The organism is Gordonia araii NBRC 100433, from assembly GCF_000241265.1.
In the GTDB taxonomy this organism is placed as follows: domain Bacteria; phylum Actinomycetota; class Actinomycetes; order Mycobacteriales; family Mycobacteriaceae; genus Gordonia; species Gordonia araii.
Genome location: NZ_BAEE01000067.1, coordinates 23812 through 37339, shown reverse-complemented (window position 1 = coordinate 37339; position 13528 = coordinate 23812). Strand labels below are relative to the sequence as shown.

12 protein-coding genes and 1 pseudogene are annotated in these 13528 nt (G+C 69.3%); 9 read left to right on the top strand and 4 right to left on the bottom strand.

The window, feature by feature from the left end:
- Positions 1-16 precede the first annotated feature (16 nt).
- The 3 genes from GOARA_RS15560 (at position 17) to GOARA_RS20285 (ending at position 3515) form a co-directional block, all read left to right on the top strand.
- Positions 17-718 (top strand): hypothetical protein, encoded by a 702-nt coding sequence (locus tag GOARA_RS15560; RefSeq protein ID WP_007323367.1) that lies wholly within the window; start codon positions 17-19, stop codon positions 716-718.
- A 71-nt stretch (positions 719-789) separates the two neighbouring features.
- Positions 790-2418, top strand: coding sequence for a peptide chain release factor 3 (locus tag GOARA_RS15555; protein ID WP_007323366.1), 1629 nt, complete (start codon positions 790-792; stop codon positions 2416-2418).
- Complete coding sequence (locus tag GOARA_RS20285) at positions 2418-3515, top strand: hypothetical protein (protein ID WP_007323365.1); 1098 nt, start codon at positions 2418-2420, stop codon at positions 3513-3515. Before GOARA_RS15555 ends, GOARA_RS20285 begins: the two co-directional genes overlap by 1 nt.
- Positions 3516-3522: 7 nt before the next feature.
- Here GOARA_RS20285 and GOARA_RS15545 read toward each other — a convergent pair whose 3' ends face one another.
- Complete coding sequence (locus GOARA_RS15545; protein ID WP_007323364.1) at positions 3523-4527, bottom strand: enoyl-CoA hydratase/isomerase family protein; 1005 nt, start codon at positions 4525-4527, stop codon at positions 3523-3525.
- A gap of 128 nt (positions 4528-4655) precedes the next feature.
- Between GOARA_RS15545 and GOARA_RS15540 the strand changes: the two genes are divergently transcribed.
- From GOARA_RS15540 to GOARA_RS15530, 3 genes are read left to right on the top strand one after another with little or no spacing between them, the layout of a single operon-like run.
- Entirely contained in the window at positions 4656-6632 is a 1977-nt protein-coding gene (locus tag GOARA_RS15540; protein ID WP_245548439.1) for a hypothetical protein, read from the top strand.
- Positions 6633-6641: 9 nt separating this feature from the next.
- Positions 6642-6836, top strand: coding sequence for a hypothetical protein (locus GOARA_RS15535; RefSeq protein WP_007323362.1), 195 nt, complete (start codon positions 6642-6644; stop codon positions 6834-6836).
- Positions 6833-8104, top strand: coding sequence for a hypothetical protein (locus GOARA_RS15530; RefSeq protein WP_007323361.1), 1272 nt, complete (start codon positions 6833-6835; stop codon positions 8102-8104). Before GOARA_RS15535 ends, GOARA_RS15530 begins: the two co-directional genes overlap by 4 nt.
- A gap of 35 nt (positions 8105-8139) precedes the next feature.
- Here GOARA_RS15530 and GOARA_RS15525 read toward each other — a convergent pair whose 3' ends face one another.
- On the bottom strand, positions 8140-9372 hold the full coding sequence (locus GOARA_RS15525) for an esterase/lipase family protein (RefSeq protein WP_007323360.1): 1233 nt from the start codon (positions 9370-9372) through the stop codon (positions 8140-8142).
- Positions 9373-9639: 267 nt separating this feature from the next.
- Complete coding sequence (locus tag GOARA_RS15520) at positions 9640-10467, bottom strand: amidohydrolase family protein (RefSeq protein ID WP_007323359.1); 828 nt, start codon at positions 10465-10467, stop codon at positions 9640-9642.
- A gap of 68 nt (positions 10468-10535) precedes the next feature.
- Here GOARA_RS15520 and GOARA_RS15515 point away from each other — a divergent pair, with 68 nt between their 5' ends.
- Both GOARA_RS15515 and GOARA_RS15510 read left to right on the top strand, forming a co-directional pair.
- Positions 10536-10970, top strand: a complete 435-nt coding sequence (locus tag GOARA_RS15515) for a MarR family winged helix-turn-helix transcriptional regulator (RefSeq protein WP_007323358.1) — start codon at positions 10536-10538, stop codon at positions 10968-10970.
- Positions 10971-10979: 9 nt separating this feature from the next.
- Positions 10980-11819, top strand: coding sequence for an aldo/keto reductase (locus GOARA_RS15510; RefSeq protein WP_007323357.1), 840 nt, complete (start codon positions 10980-10982; stop codon positions 11817-11819).
- Positions 11820-11825: 6 nt separating this feature from the next.
- Here the strand turns inward: GOARA_RS15510 and GOARA_RS15505 are convergent.
- Positions 11826-12284, bottom strand: a pseudogene (locus GOARA_RS15505) (response regulator transcription factor); the annotation flags it as partial.
- A 14-nt stretch (positions 12285-12298) separates the two neighbouring features.
- Between GOARA_RS15505 and GOARA_RS15500 the strand changes: the two are divergent.
- Positions 12299-13360: a glycerate kinase family protein gene (locus tag GOARA_RS15500; protein ID WP_007323355.1), complete on the top strand. Its 1062-nt coding sequence runs from the start codon at positions 12299-12301 to the stop codon at positions 13358-13360.
- The last annotated feature ends 168 nt before the right edge of the window (positions 13361-13528 follow it).

The window sequence follows — 13528 nt, the reverse complement described above, 5'->3', positions numbered from 1 at the left end:
ACTCGAAGCACCGACGATGACGCAACCCAGGGGCGGGGCGATCCTGCCCGGCGCGATCACCTGGTCCTGGCGCACGCTGTGGCGGCGCCCAGGACCGGTGCTGCTCGCCGTGTTGGCCTGGGGGGCCGCGCTCGTCGCCATCATCGCGGTGAGCATGATCGCCGCCGCCGCTGCCGGGACCGACTTCGAGGACACTGCCGAAACGGACGCCTTCTCCGCCTATCTCGGCCCTATCCTCGCCCTCCCACTGGCGTTCCTGGCCGCCGGATGCTGGAACGGACTCCTGACCCTGGCCGACCGGGAGGACGTGCGATTTGCCGACTTCTTCCGCTTCCCCTCGCTCCCCGCGCAGTTGGTCATCTCGGTCACGATCACGGCCGTGGTCTTTCTCGCCGACCTGCTCTTCGGGACCGTGGACGGACCGCTCGCACTGTTCGACAACAGCAACGTCCCGCTCGTCGTGTCTGTGGTCTTCAGTGTGCTGTTCCTGTGGTCGACGTTGATCGCCGCCGATGAGGGCGCCACCGGGTTTGACGCTCTACGCCGGTCGACATTGCTCGTCGTGGCCCATCCCCTCGCCACGATCGCCGTCGTGCTGGTAATCATCGCCGCGTTGATCCTCGGCACCATCGTCGTCATGGTCGGCCTGCTCATCACCATGCCGCTCGCGTCGCTGGTGATGCTCTACTACCTGCGCCGCCTGCATGCGGCCGATTGACCTCCGGCACCGCGTCCTTCCGCGCCGGGCCAGCGCGGCCCCCGCCGTACGGCGGCGGCTATTCTCGATGAGTGAGTTCTAGCCCCGACACCGTTGCGCGCGAGGTTCGTCGGCGGCGCACCTTCGCGATCATCTCCCACCCCGACGCGGGCAAGTCCACGATGACCGAGGCGCTGGCGTTGCACGCGCGGATGATCAGCGAGGCCGGCGCGGTACACGGCAAAGCGGGCCGCAAGGCGACCGTCTCGGACTGGATGGAGATGGAGAAGGCGCGCGGCATCTCGGTGAGTTCGACGGCGCTGCAGTTCAACTACACGCCGACCGGGCTGGCCAACGACGATCCCGGCGACGTCGAGCCCCACGTCATCAACCTCGTCGACACCCCGGGGCACGCCGATTTCTCCGAGGACACCTACCGCGTCCTGACCGCCGTCGACGCCGCGGTCATGCTCATCGACGCGGCGAAGGGACTGGAGCCGCAGACCCTCAAGCTCTTCCAGGTGTGTCGCCACCGCGGCATCCCGGTCATCACCGTCGTCAACAAGTGGGACCGGCCCGGGCAGGCCCCGCTGGAGCTGATCGACGAGATCTCCGAGCGCATCGGGCTCACCCCGACCCCGCTGTACGTCCCGGTGGGCATCGCCGGAGACTTCCGCGGCCTCTATGACCGGCGCAGCGGCTCCTACGTCAAGTTCTCCCGCACGGCGGGCGGCGCCAAGATCGCGCCGGAGGAATTGCTCGACGCCGGGGCCGCGGCCGGGATCGAGGGCGACGCCTGGACCGCGGCGGTCGAGGAGAGCGAGCTGCTGAGCGAGATGGGGCAGGACCACGACCAGGAGCTGTTCCTCGCCGGGGAGACCTCGCCGATGATCTTCACCTCGGCGATGCTGAACTTCGGCGTCCGCCAGCTGCTCGAAGCGCTCGTCGAACTCGCCCCGCCGCCCGCCGGGCGCGAGGATGTCGACGGGAACGTCCGTGACGTCACCGATCCGTTCTCCGCGGTCGTGTTCAAGGTGCAGGCGGGCATGGATTCCAGTCATCGCGACCGGCTCGCCTACATGCGCATCGTCTCCGGCGAATTCGAGCGCGGCATGGTCGTGACTCACGCCCAGACCGGACGGCCCTTCGCGACGAAGTACGCGCAGGCGGTGTTCGGGCGCGACCGGTCCACGGTCGACACCGCCTACCCCGGCGATGTCGTGGGGTTGGTCAACGCGACCGCCCTCGCCCCCGGCGATACCCTGTTCGACGGACCGCGCGTCGAGTTCCCACCGATCGGCTCCTTCGCCCCCGAGCACTTCGCGACACTGCGCGCGCGCACTGCGGGCAAGTACAAACAGTTCCGCAAGGCGATGGACCAGCTCGAATCGGAGGGCGTCGTCCAGGTCTTGCGCAACGACACGCGCGGCGACGCGTCGCCCGTGCTCGCCGCGGTCGGACCGATGCAGTTCGAGGTCGTCACGGCCCGCATGCTCGCGGAATTCACCGTCGAGACCGACCTCGAACCGCTCGGCTACTCGCTGGCGCGGCGCACCGACGACGTGAGTTCGGCCGAACTCGACCGTCAGCGCGGCGTGGAGGTCTTCACCCGCACCGACGGCGCGCTGCTCGCGTTGTTCAGCGACAAGTGGCGGCTGCAGTTCATCGAGAAGGAGCATCCCGACTTGACCCTCGAACCCCTCGTCGCGGCGGCGGACTGATGCGCAGGACTCGGATCGCGCTCGGCGCGTTGACCGTCGCGCTGCTCGTCACGGTGGCCGCGTGTTCATCCGACGAGAACGCGTCGGCGCCCAGTTCCGCGCCGTCGGCGGCCAACGCGGGCTCACCGCGCGTCGCCATGCACGAATGCCAGGAGATCCCCGGCGACGGCCGGATCTACCGGTCCGGTTCGCGCCTCACTTTCAGCCGCGGATCCATGCTCGTCGCCATTCCGAAGGACCGCAGCGCCAAGCCCAAGCCGACGCCGAGTTCACCGCCGCCAGCGGGTCCGGTCGCGCCGCCCGCCCCGCCGCCGAACGTGCTGCCGCCCCCGGCGCCAGCCCCCCAGTACCCGCCCGCGCCGCAGGTTCCGCCTGCCCCGCAGTATCCGCCCGCACCGCAGGCACCGCCGGCGCCGCAATACCCGCCGCTCGCACCCCAGTACCCCAATTACCCGCCCGCACACCACAGTCCACGGCACGGCGGGGCCGTGGTCCCGGTGACTAAGGGCCCGGAAGCGCCGAGCTCGGACACCGACGAATGCGTGTCACTGACACGGTGGGGTCCGGCCTCCCCCGAGGTTCCGCCCGACGGCCTGCTGTTCACCTTCCGCGGCACCGGGACCGAGGGCGGACAGATATCTTTCCCGGCGGTCGCACTGACCGGCGGGGTGTTGCCCCCGATCGGGCAGGAGAAGCCCCGCGTCGGTCCGCTGGTCGAGACGATCCCCGCCGACATCGGTGTCTCGCTGGGCGGCAAGTACTACCTGGCGACCGGGTGTCCGCTCAAGATCGTCGCGATGTCCCCGACCCGGGCCGCCGGGCACTTCGCGTGCCCAAGCGCGATCCCGATGCGGGAGAACCCGCTCGCCCCCAATGACGCCAACCGCAATCCCGACGACGAGGCCGAAGATCCGCCGCCTCCGCCGCAACGGCCCGGACCGCCTGCCCCCGGTCAGCCGGCGCCACCCGCTCCCGGTCAGCCGGCGCCACCCGCTCCCGGTCAGCCGGCGCCACCCGCTCCGGGGCGGCCCGCGCCGCCGGCACCGGCGAACCCCGACGCGACGCACATCTCGGGATGGTTCGAGGTCAAACCCTGACGCGCACTCAGCTGTCGCCGACGATGCGCCGGACCACGGCCGGGTCGACGTCGTCGATCGACGCCGGGGAGAAGGACGGGTCGCGGTCCTTGTCGACGAGGACCGCGCGCACGCCTTCGGCGAAGTCGGGGGTCGCGGTGATCTGTTCGGCGGCGTGCAGCTCGCGGTCGAAGCACTCGTCGAGAGAACTCTGGGCCCCGCGCGCGATCATCTCAGCCGTCACGAACAGGCTCGTCGGCGAGCAGTTGTCGATCAGTTCGGCCATCGCCTTGGCCCATTCGTCGCCGCCGCGCAGACCGCCGACGATCGCCGGCACCGGGTTGTCGCCCCCGAAGTAGTCGGCGACGGCACGCAGCGGCAGGTCCTCTGCGGGCGGGGCCGGCTCGGCGGCCGAGAGCGCCTCGCCCAGCGGCGTCCCGGCGCGGATCGCCGCGGCCAGGTCGCCGACCGACGCCGACGACACCGAGTGCGTGGCCAGCCCGACGTCGACCGCCTGGGTGCCGCGGATGCGCGCACCGGTGAGGCCCAGCCACATGCCCACACCGACCGGCAAGCGCGGCAGGAAGTAGGTCGATCCGATGTCGGGGAAGAAGCCGATCGCCGTTTCCGGCATGGCGATGAGCGCCTTCTCGGTCACCACCCGCACCTCGCCGTGAACGCTGATGCCCAGTCCGCCGCCCATGGCCGCGCCGTCGATCAGGGCGATGTATGGCTTCGGGTAGTTCGCGATGAGCTGGTCGAGCTTGTACTCCGAGCTGAAGTAGCGCGTGATCGCCGCGTCGTCGCCGGCCAGGGCCGCCTCGCGGATCGCGCGGATGTCTCCGCCGGCGCAGAAGGCCCGGTCGATGCCCGAGGTGACCAGCACCGTCTCGACGGCGGGATCGTCGGCCCAGTCCCGCAGCACGGGAGTCATGTCGTCGATCATCGCTTGGTCGAGGGCGTTGAGGGCTTTCGGACGATTCAGCACGATTTCGCCTACACCGTTGGCGACCGAGGTCATGATGGAAGACATGGAGCACACCCTACCGACCATGCGGCATAGGCCTTCCGATGCGTAGCGACGCGTTGACGTCAGTGACGGCCAACGGACCTTTACAATGCTCATTGTCATACGAGTCGGCCGCGTGCCATACTCTGCCAATGCAGACTACCGAGATGAACACGGCGATCGCCCAGGCGGCGAACCTTGCCGCCGACGAGGGCGGCGGCGCAGCATTGGACCAAGTCTTCGCCATGACCGCCGCGACCGCCGTCATCTCGGTCGTGCTGTTGTGGATCGCGTACCGGCACCGCACCTACAAGTCGGACTGGCTGCAGAACTGGGCCGGCTGGCTCGGCCGCATCGGCGAGCGCCCGACCTGGTCGGTGATCCCGTTGTTCCTCTTCGTGACCACCATCCTGACCGCCTTCCTCGGCTTCATCTGGGATGTCAGCCTGCACATCGGTCGCGGTCGCGACGACGGACCGCTGGCCAACCCGGCGCACTACTTCATCCTCGTCGGCCTGTTCTTCCTGTTCATCGCGGGCGCGCTGGCGATGATCCTGCCGCGCAACGACGACCGCTCCGTCGCCAAACCGGGCATGGCCGCGGTCCGGATCACCCGTGACTGGTACAGCCCGACCGCCGGCATCCTGCTGGCCGCCTGCGGCGTCTACGCCCTGGTCGGGTTCCCGCTCGACGACATCTGGCACCGCATCTTCGGCCAGGACGTCACGCTGTGGGGTCCGACGCATCTCATGCTGATCGGCGGTGCCGGCTTCTCCCTGATCGCCGTCATCCTCCTCATGCACGAGGGCTACCTGGCCGCTACCCGGAGCAAGCAACGCAACCAGGTGCCGACCGGCGAGCCCGCGAAACTGTTCGGCTGGCAGATCCCCGCGTGGATCTCGGGCCCGTTCATGACGAAGGTGGCCCAGGGCATCGCCTGCGGCGGGCTGCTCATCGGCCTTTCGGTGTTCCAGGTGGAGTTCGACTTCGGCGTCGAGCAGTTCCGCCTCGTCTTCCAGCCGATGCTCATCATCGCGGCCGGTGTCTTCGGCTGCGTCGTCGCCCGCCTCTGGGCCGGCGTGGGTGCGACGTTCATCGCCGTGGCCTTCGCCGCGCTCATCCGCACCATCGTCGCGGTCTTCGTCGGCCCCATCCTGGGCGAGCCGACCAACACCTTCCCGCTCTACCTCGCCATCGCCGTCGTCGTCGAGCTGCTGGCGCTGATCCCCCGCCTGCGGGAGAACGCCCTCGCGTTCGGCGCCGTCGCCGGATTGGCCGGCGCAACCGTCGGCGTCTATGGCGAGTCGCTGTGGGTCGGGTCGATGTTCGTCATCCCGTGGCCGTCGAGCCTGTGGCCGTCGTTGCTCGCGGTCGGCATTCCGGTCGGTGTCGCCGTCGGTCTCACCGCCGGGCTCTTCGTCCGCGCGCTGCAACCGCGGCCGCTGCCCCGCCCGGCCGTGCGACGCTCCATCGTCGTCGCGATGATCCTCGTCATCGCCGGCTCGGCGTTGTGGAGCCTGAGCATTAACGTGCCGCAGAACGCATCGGCGACCATCCACCTCACCGAGGCGCCGAAGGTCGACGGTTTCCGCATGGTGACCGCCGACGTGCAGATCCAGCCGGCCACCCTGGTCAGCGACGACCCCGACTGGGTCACCATCCTCGCCTGGCAGGGCGGCGGCGACACGTTGCGCGGCCTGGTCATCGACCGTCTGGAGAAGGTCGGGCCCGGCCAATACCGGTCCACCAAGCCGGTGCCCGTCGACGGCACCTGGAAGACGGTGCTGCGCGTGCAGGACGGCAAGACCATGACGGCCATCCCGGTCTTCATGGCCGCCGACCCCGGCATCGGCGCTCCCGAGGTGAGTGCGACACCGCACATCGTCCGTCCGTTCGGACGTGAGATCGAGGTGCTGCAGCGGGAGCGCAAGTTCGACCATCCGGATTGGCTGTTCTCGGCCGCCACCTGGCTCGTCGCGGCGATGACGATCGCCTTGGTCTGGATTCTCAGCTGGGGCGCGGCGCGCATCAACGCGGCCTACTTCCCTCGGGAGGACCAGGCTCCGCTGAAGTTCCAGGGCAAGCGCAAGGCGGCCGGCACGTCCGAGCCGGAATCCGTCGACGCGTAGCGGCCGGGCATGACGACTGTCTACCTGGCCGATCACCCACTGATCACCGCGGTGCCCGCCTTCGTCCCGGCGTTCATCGTCGTCGGAGTGATCGTGGCGATGGTCGTGCGCGACCGTCGGCGCGACGACCACGATGACGAGGAAGAGGCCTTCCTGGCCGACGACGAATTCCTCGACGGCGACGAGGACACCGGCCCGCGATGACGATCGTTCTCGCACACGGGACCGGTGAGGCGGCCGCGTTCCCGGTCGACATCACGTACGCGCTCATCGGCGGCTCCTGGGCGCTGGCCATCTCCTTCCTGGTCCTGGCCTTCGCCTGGAAGACCCCCCGGCTGAGTCCGGATAAGCACATCGCGGTTCTCCCCCGGTTGACGCGATTCGCCGACTCGCGGGGGCTGCGCGAACTCCTCGGAGCCATCGGCGTCATCTTGACCGTCGCGTCACTGCTGGTGGGGTTCCTCGCCCGCGACGAGCACGAGAATCCCCTCGTCGGAACGTTCTTCATCTGGCTGTGGGTGGGACTCGTCCCGGCGTCTCTGCTGTTCGGCCCCGTCGGCCGCTACCTCTCACCGGTGCGCACGCTGCATCGCTGGGCGTGCGCGGCGCTGGGCCGCCCGCCCGAGCGAGGATTGCTCGACTATCCGCGGGCGCTCGGTCGATGGCCCGCCGCGATCGGGCTGTTCGCCTTCGTCTGGCTGGAACTCGCGGTCGTCGAGAAGGGGTTCGCCGCGGTCTTCTGGTGGTGCGCGGTCTATCTCGCGATCACCGGGGCGGGCGCCGTGGTGTTCGGCTCGCGCTGGTTCGCCCAGGCCGAGCCGTTCGAGGTGTACAGCACGGTGATCGCGACGATGAGCCCGCTCGCCCGTGACGCGTCGTCGCGCCAGCTGGTGCTGCGCAACCCGTTGCGCGGACTCTCGACTTACGCCACCGGACCCGGCGCCGTCGCGGTGATCGCCGTGCTGCTGGGCTCCACCGCCTTCGACGCCTGGTCGGCCACCCACGACGCCGACGGCGTCGCGGTTCGCAGCGCGATCATGCTCGGGTTCATCCTGCTCGTCGGGGCGACGTTCTGCGCGGCGACGATGGCGACCGGCGGGGTGACTCGTACCCAGCGCCTCGCGATCCCGGGCAAGATGGCGCACACGCTGATCCCGATTGCCGTCGGCTATCTGATCGCGCACTACGCGAAGTACTTCGTCGAGGACGGGCAGGCGACGCTGCACGCCTGGCTGCGAGCGCTCGGACTGAGCGAACCCGCCACCTGGACGCCGTTCACCGACCACCCGACGGCGCTGTCGGTCACCGCCGTCGCCGCCATCATCGTCGGGCACCTGCTGGCCGTCGTGGCCGCTCACGACGCGGCGCTGCGCATCCTTCCGCGCCGGCACCACCTGACCGGTCAGCTCGCGCTGATGCTGCTGATGGTCGGCTACACGTTCACCGGGCTGTACCTGCTATTCGGCGGCTGACTCGAAAGTGCCGAGCGCAGGTGTCGCCCGGTGGATCAGGGCCTCGGCACTTCGCGCTCGGGATTCGCGAACCAGGCGACCAGCCGTTCGGCGACGCGCGGATCGTTGAGCAGCGTGAAGTGGTTCGACTTGTTCAGGTGCAGCCCGTTGGCCGGATCGAAGCCGATGCGCCGCGTGGAGTTCTCGCCGCTCGCACTGTGGTGGAGCACGAGGCCGTCGCCGATGATCCGCGCCAGCGGATTCCGGGGACTGCGGGTGACCGTCGCCGAGACGAAGTAGTGCTCGGCGCCGGGCAGCAGTTCGACCTCCGACGCCGCGGCCCGGGCCAGGTCGTCGGGATCGCGGCCGGTCCAGTCCTCGTCGACGATCGACCCGGCACGCAGGTCGCGGATACCACCGCTGCGGCGCCGCAGCAGCCGGCCGAACGCCTTGGTCTCGGGCAGGCGCATCAGCCCGGCACTGCCGTGGTGCGCGAGGCTCTCCAGCGGAGCGCCGAGGTGCGGGGTGCCCAGCGAGACGCTGGCGGTCACCTTGGCGACCCAGCCGTGACCGGCCTGCCGCCCGTAGTGCGCCGCGCTGCGCGCGACCAGACCGCCCATCGAGTGCCCGAGCAGGCCGATGCTCTCGACCGGGACCGGCCATCGGCGGACGAGTTCGTCGAGCAGTTCGGCGAGGTCGCGGCCGTTGGTGGAGATGCGGCGCCCGGTGTTGTAGCGGAGGAAGACGGTGGTGACGCCCTCGCGCGCGAGTCGCGGGGCATAGGGTTCCGCCTCACCGATCGACCACGAGTACTCGGTCTCGACCAGGCCGTGCAGCGCGACGACGATCCGGCCCGTCGCCCCGGGGAACGCCGCGGCGATGCCGTCGCCGGTCAGCGGGACCGGCCGTCCGCCGACGCGGACCGACATCGGGTCGGCGAGCGGTGATTGGCGCGCGTCGAGTTCGTCGCCGATGAGGCCGTTGAGCGCGGCGATGATCGCCGCACCCGCTTTCGTCGTCGACGGCGACCGCTTCAGCGGCAGGTCGCCGGCCAGTCCGCCGACCTTGCCCGCGGTGGCCATTGATTCGGCGACGACCAGGTAGACGCCGTCGGTGATGGCGTCGTGCACGGCCTTGACCGGGGCCACCGCGGGACCGACGCCCCAGCGCACGGCGCCGAAGATCCGATCGGACACGGCGCGGTGGGTCTCGTGGATCCCGGTCGACGCCTTGCCGAGCTCGGTCAGCCCGAGCTCGGAGAGCGCACGCACCTCGGTGCGACGTTCCACGACCTCGGTGCGACGTTCGAAAACCTCGGTGCGATGTCCGACAACCTCGGCACGGCGTTCGACAACCTCGGTGCGGCGCTCAACAGCACCGACTCGGCGATCAACTGTGGTCATGAGAACTGAGTGTACATTCGTTCACTCAATCATCCCGCGACTGTGCCCAATATCTCGCCGACCGTGCCCACTTTCTCGCCGACCGTGCCCAATATCTCGCCGACCGTGCCCAGAATCTCGCCGACCGTGCCCAGAATCTCGCCGACCGTGCCTTCAGAGACCGAAGACGCGGGCGGCGTTCCCGCCCAGGAACAACGCGGCCGCCTCGTCGTCGAGCCCCAGTTCGTCGAATCGCGCGAGCGCCCTCGCCGGCGTCATCATCGGCCAGTTCGTCCCGAACATGACTCGCGACCGGCCGCTTCCTCTCATGTACTCGACGAGGGCCGCCGGCAATCGATGCACCGCGTACGCCGAGGTGTCGACGTAGAAGTTGGGATACTTGTGCGCCAGCGACAGCACCTCGTCGATCCACGGATAACCGACGTGGCCGCCCACGACGACGAGGTCCGGAAAGTCCAGCAGAACCTCGTCGAGGTAGGGAATCGGCCGACCGGGCTCAGACGGGCAGAGCGGCCCGGTGTGCCCGATCTGGGTGCACAGCGGGACTCCCAGTTCGACGCAGGCGACGTAAACCGGGTAGAACCGACGGTCGTTCGGCGGCAGATTCCACAGCCACGGCACGATGCGCACGCCGACGAATCCCAGTTCGTCGACGCAGCGCCTGATCTCCCGCACGGCGGCGACGGGGTTCCGGATATCGACCGACGCGAGACCGCGATAGGCACCCGGCCGCTCTGCGCCGGCCAGACCGTCGATCGCCTCGGCGACCTCGTCGTTGGCCACGAGCGAGCCTTGGGGCCCCTCCCACGCGGAGAGCAGTGCCCGGCTGACTCCGCCGTCGGTCATGGCACTCGCGGTCAGCTCGTAGGGGAATTCGGTCGCTGCGAAATCCTGCCCGGTCCACCTGGCCAAGGTCGCCAAGAAGGGCTGCTCGATGAATCGCCGCGTCGGATGCTGAGCCCAGACATCAATGATCTCCATCGTCCACCACCTCACTTCGTATATGAAGTGAGGGTGACTCCGCAGCGCTTGATTGTCAAGATCGTTTCATGACAGACGGCGACCCGAAGGTCTATTTCCTGCTCCAGCGCGCCGCGCACCGGCTCAAACGCGCCGCCGACCGCACCAGCGCGGCAGCAGCAGGTGTGACAACCGCGCAACTCGCGGTTCTGATGGTGATCGACCAGGAGCCCGGATGCACGCAGCGCCGCGTCGCCTCCGTCCTGGCGCAGACCGAATCGGCCACGATGACGATGCTCGCCCGCCTCCAGTCGGCCGGATTGGTCACGCGCACACCGAATCCCAGCGAACATCGGGCCATGAGCCTGGCGCTCACGCCGGCCGGCTCGTCGGCACTGTCGTCGGGCGGCGAGGAGATGAAGCGATTCAACGAGCGGATCAGGGATGTGCTCGGCGACGACCTCGCGCCGATCGCCGACGGCCTCGACCGCTTGCTGGCGGCAGACTTCGGGCCCGACACCTAGGGTTGAGGAATGACTGCGATCACCCTCAACGACGGAACGACCATCCCCCAGTTCGGCTTCGGCACCTGGCAGATCCCCGACGAGGACGCCCGGCCGCGGGTCGCCGAAGCCCTCGAGGCCGGGTACCGCCACATCGACACCGCGCAGATGTACGGCAACGAGAACGGCGTCGGCCAGGCCATCGCCGAAAGCGGCATCGCGCGCGACGAGCTCTACGTGACGACCAAGCTGAACAACAACAACCACGCCCCCGACCGGGCCATCGCCTCGATCGACGATTCACTCAACCGGCTCGGCCTGGACTACGTCGACCTGTTCCTCATTCACTGGCCGCTGCCCACGATCGACATTGATTTCGTCGACACCTGGCACGCCATGGAAGAGATCCGCGGTACCGGCAAGGCGCGATCGATCGGCGTCTCGAACTTCACCGCCGAGGACCTGCGCCGCATCGTGGACGCGGGGTCGGTCGTCCCGGTGGTGAATCAGATCGAGGTGCATCCCTACTTCGCCCAGAACGAACTACGCGCGCTCGACGCTCAACTAGGCGTCGCCACCGAGGCATGGTCGCCGCTCGCCCAGGGGCAGGTCTTCGACGATCCGAAGCTCCTCGCGATCGCCGAGCGCGTTGGCAGGCCGGTCTCCCAGGTGGTGCTGGCCTGGCACCTCCAGCGCGGCGACATCGTGTTCCCGAAGGCCTCGAGCGCCGCCCGGATCCGCGAGAACTTCCAGGCGCAGGATCTGCGCCTGGACGAGGCGGACATCGCGGCGATCGACACCCTCGACGAGGGCCGCCGCATCGGTCCGGATCCCGCGACCTTCGACTGGGTGCCGAACGACGAGGTATGACACGGCTCAGCCGAGCCGATACCCCACTCCCCGCACCGTGCCGATGCTGTCGGCGCCGAGCTTCTTGCGCAGCGCGCGGACGTACACGTCGACGATGTTCGACCCGGGGTCGAAGTCGTAACCCCACACGTGGGACAGGATCTGCTCGCGGGTCAGCACCTGGCCGGGATGCCGGAGGAACAGTTCGAGGAGCAGGAACTCCCGGGCGGTGAGGTCGACGACCCCGCCAGCGGCGGTGGCCCGTCTCGTCCGCAGGTCGAGCGACACCGCGCCGGACACGAGCACGCCCTCGTCGTGCGGTACACCGCCGGACCGCAGCCGCAACCGCACGCGCGCGAGGAGTTCCTCGAACCGGAACGGCTTCGTCATGTAGTCGTCGGCGCCGCCTTCCAAACCGGCGACCGTGTCGTTGATCGTGTCCCGAGCCGTCAAGATGATGACCGGCGTCGCCACGCCTTCCTGGCGCCGGCGTCCGCCGCGTGCTCCCCGACGTCGTCGTCGACGAGATTCCGCTCGTCGACGGGGGCGAGGGGTCGGCTGCGGCACTGGCCGCGGCCACCGGTGGACGGCTGGTCCCGGTCACGGTCACCGGGCCGGTCGGCCTTCCCGTCGACTCGCACTTCGCGCTCTTCGGCGGAACCGGACCACGCACCGCCGTGGTCGAGATGGCGGCGGCCGCCGGCCTTTCGCTGGTTCCGCGAGATTCCCGGGATCCGACCGTCACCACCAGTTTCGGTGTGGGACAGCTGATCTCGGCCGCACTCGATGCCGGCGCCACGCGGATCCTCGTCGGCTGCGGTGACTCCGGGATCTGCGACGGCGGAGTCGGCGCGCTCCAGGCACTGGGCGTGCGCGTCATCGACGCCATGGGCGACGAGCTCGGCCGCGGCGGTGCGGCACTGTCCGAGGTCGAATCGATCGACGTCTCCGGGCTGGACCCGAGAATCGCCGGCGTCGATGTGCTCGTCGCCGTCAACCCCTACAACGTGCTGTGCGGTGAGAGCGGTGTCGCCCGCGTCTTCGGACCGCAGAAGGGCGCCACGCCCGACCAGGTGGAGCAGTTGTCGGCCGCGATGGAGCGCTGGGCGAAAGTCCTCGAACGCGATCTGCACGTCGACCTGCGCGCGGTGCCCGGCTCCGGCGCGTCGGGCGGGCTCGGCGCCGGACTCGCCGCAGCATTGGGGGCACGGCTGCTGCCGCGCTTCGAGGTGATGATCGGCAGCGTTCATCTCGACGAGGCCATCTCACGGGCCGACCTCGTCATCACCGCGGAAGGGTCTGTCGACGGTCAGACGACGCGTGGAAAGGTCCCCGGCGAGGTCGCCCGCGTCGCCGCCGGGTATGGCAAACCGGTCGTCGCTCTTGCGGGCACCATCGGTCCCGATGCGGATGTCAGCTACGACGCGGGGATCGGCGGAGTCGCGTCGATCCTGCCCGGCCCGACGACGCTGGAGGACGCGATCGACCGAGGGCCCGAGTTCCTGTGCGACGCCGCCGAACGCGTGATGCGGCTCGTGCAGATCGGTCGCGGTCTCGCCTGAGGGTCGGCGGGAACGCTGACGACGCCGGCTCGCGATGGGTCTCGATACAAATCCCTCGCAGGCTCGGGATTCACTCGACCACCCAAAGGGGAACCGCTCCATCTGACCACCGCCACACAACCACCCAAAGGGGAACCGCTCCATCTGATCACCGCCACACAACCACCC

What these genes read in the sequence shown, in the direction of transcription:
- GOARA_RS15560 (WP_007323367.1), top strand. Translation starts at nt 17, where the DNA reads ATGACGCAACCCAGGGGCGGGGCGATCCTGCCCGGCGCGATCACCTGG.
- GOARA_RS20285 (WP_007323365.1), top strand. Translation starts at nt 2,418, where the DNA reads ATGCGCAGGACTCGGATCGCGCTCGGCGCGTTGACCGTCGCGCTGCTC.
- GOARA_RS15545 (WP_007323364.1), bottom strand. Translation starts at nt 4,527, where the DNA reads ATGTCTTCCATCATGACCTCGGTCGCCAACGGTGTAGGCGAAATCGTG.
- GOARA_RS15540 (WP_245548439.1), top strand. Translation starts at nt 4,656, where the DNA reads ATGCAGACTACCGAGATGAACACGGCGATCGCCCAGGCGGCGAACCTT.
- GOARA_RS15535 (WP_007323362.1), top strand. Translation starts at nt 6,642, where the DNA reads ATGACGACTGTCTACCTGGCCGATCACCCACTGATCACCGCGGTGCCC.
- GOARA_RS15530 (WP_007323361.1), top strand. Translation starts at nt 6,833, where the DNA reads ATGACGATCGTTCTCGCACACGGGACCGGTGAGGCGGCCGCGTTCCCG.
- GOARA_RS15520 (WP_007323359.1), bottom strand. Translation starts at nt 10,467, where the DNA reads ATGGAGATCATTGATGTCTGGGCTCAGCATCCGACGCGGCGATTCATC.
- GOARA_RS15515 (WP_007323358.1), top strand. Translation starts at nt 10,536, where the DNA reads ATGACAGACGGCGACCCGAAGGTCTATTTCCTGCTCCAGCGCGCCGCG.
- GOARA_RS15510 (WP_007323357.1), top strand. Translation starts at nt 10,980, where the DNA reads ATGACTGCGATCACCCTCAACGACGGAACGACCATCCCCCAGTTCGGC.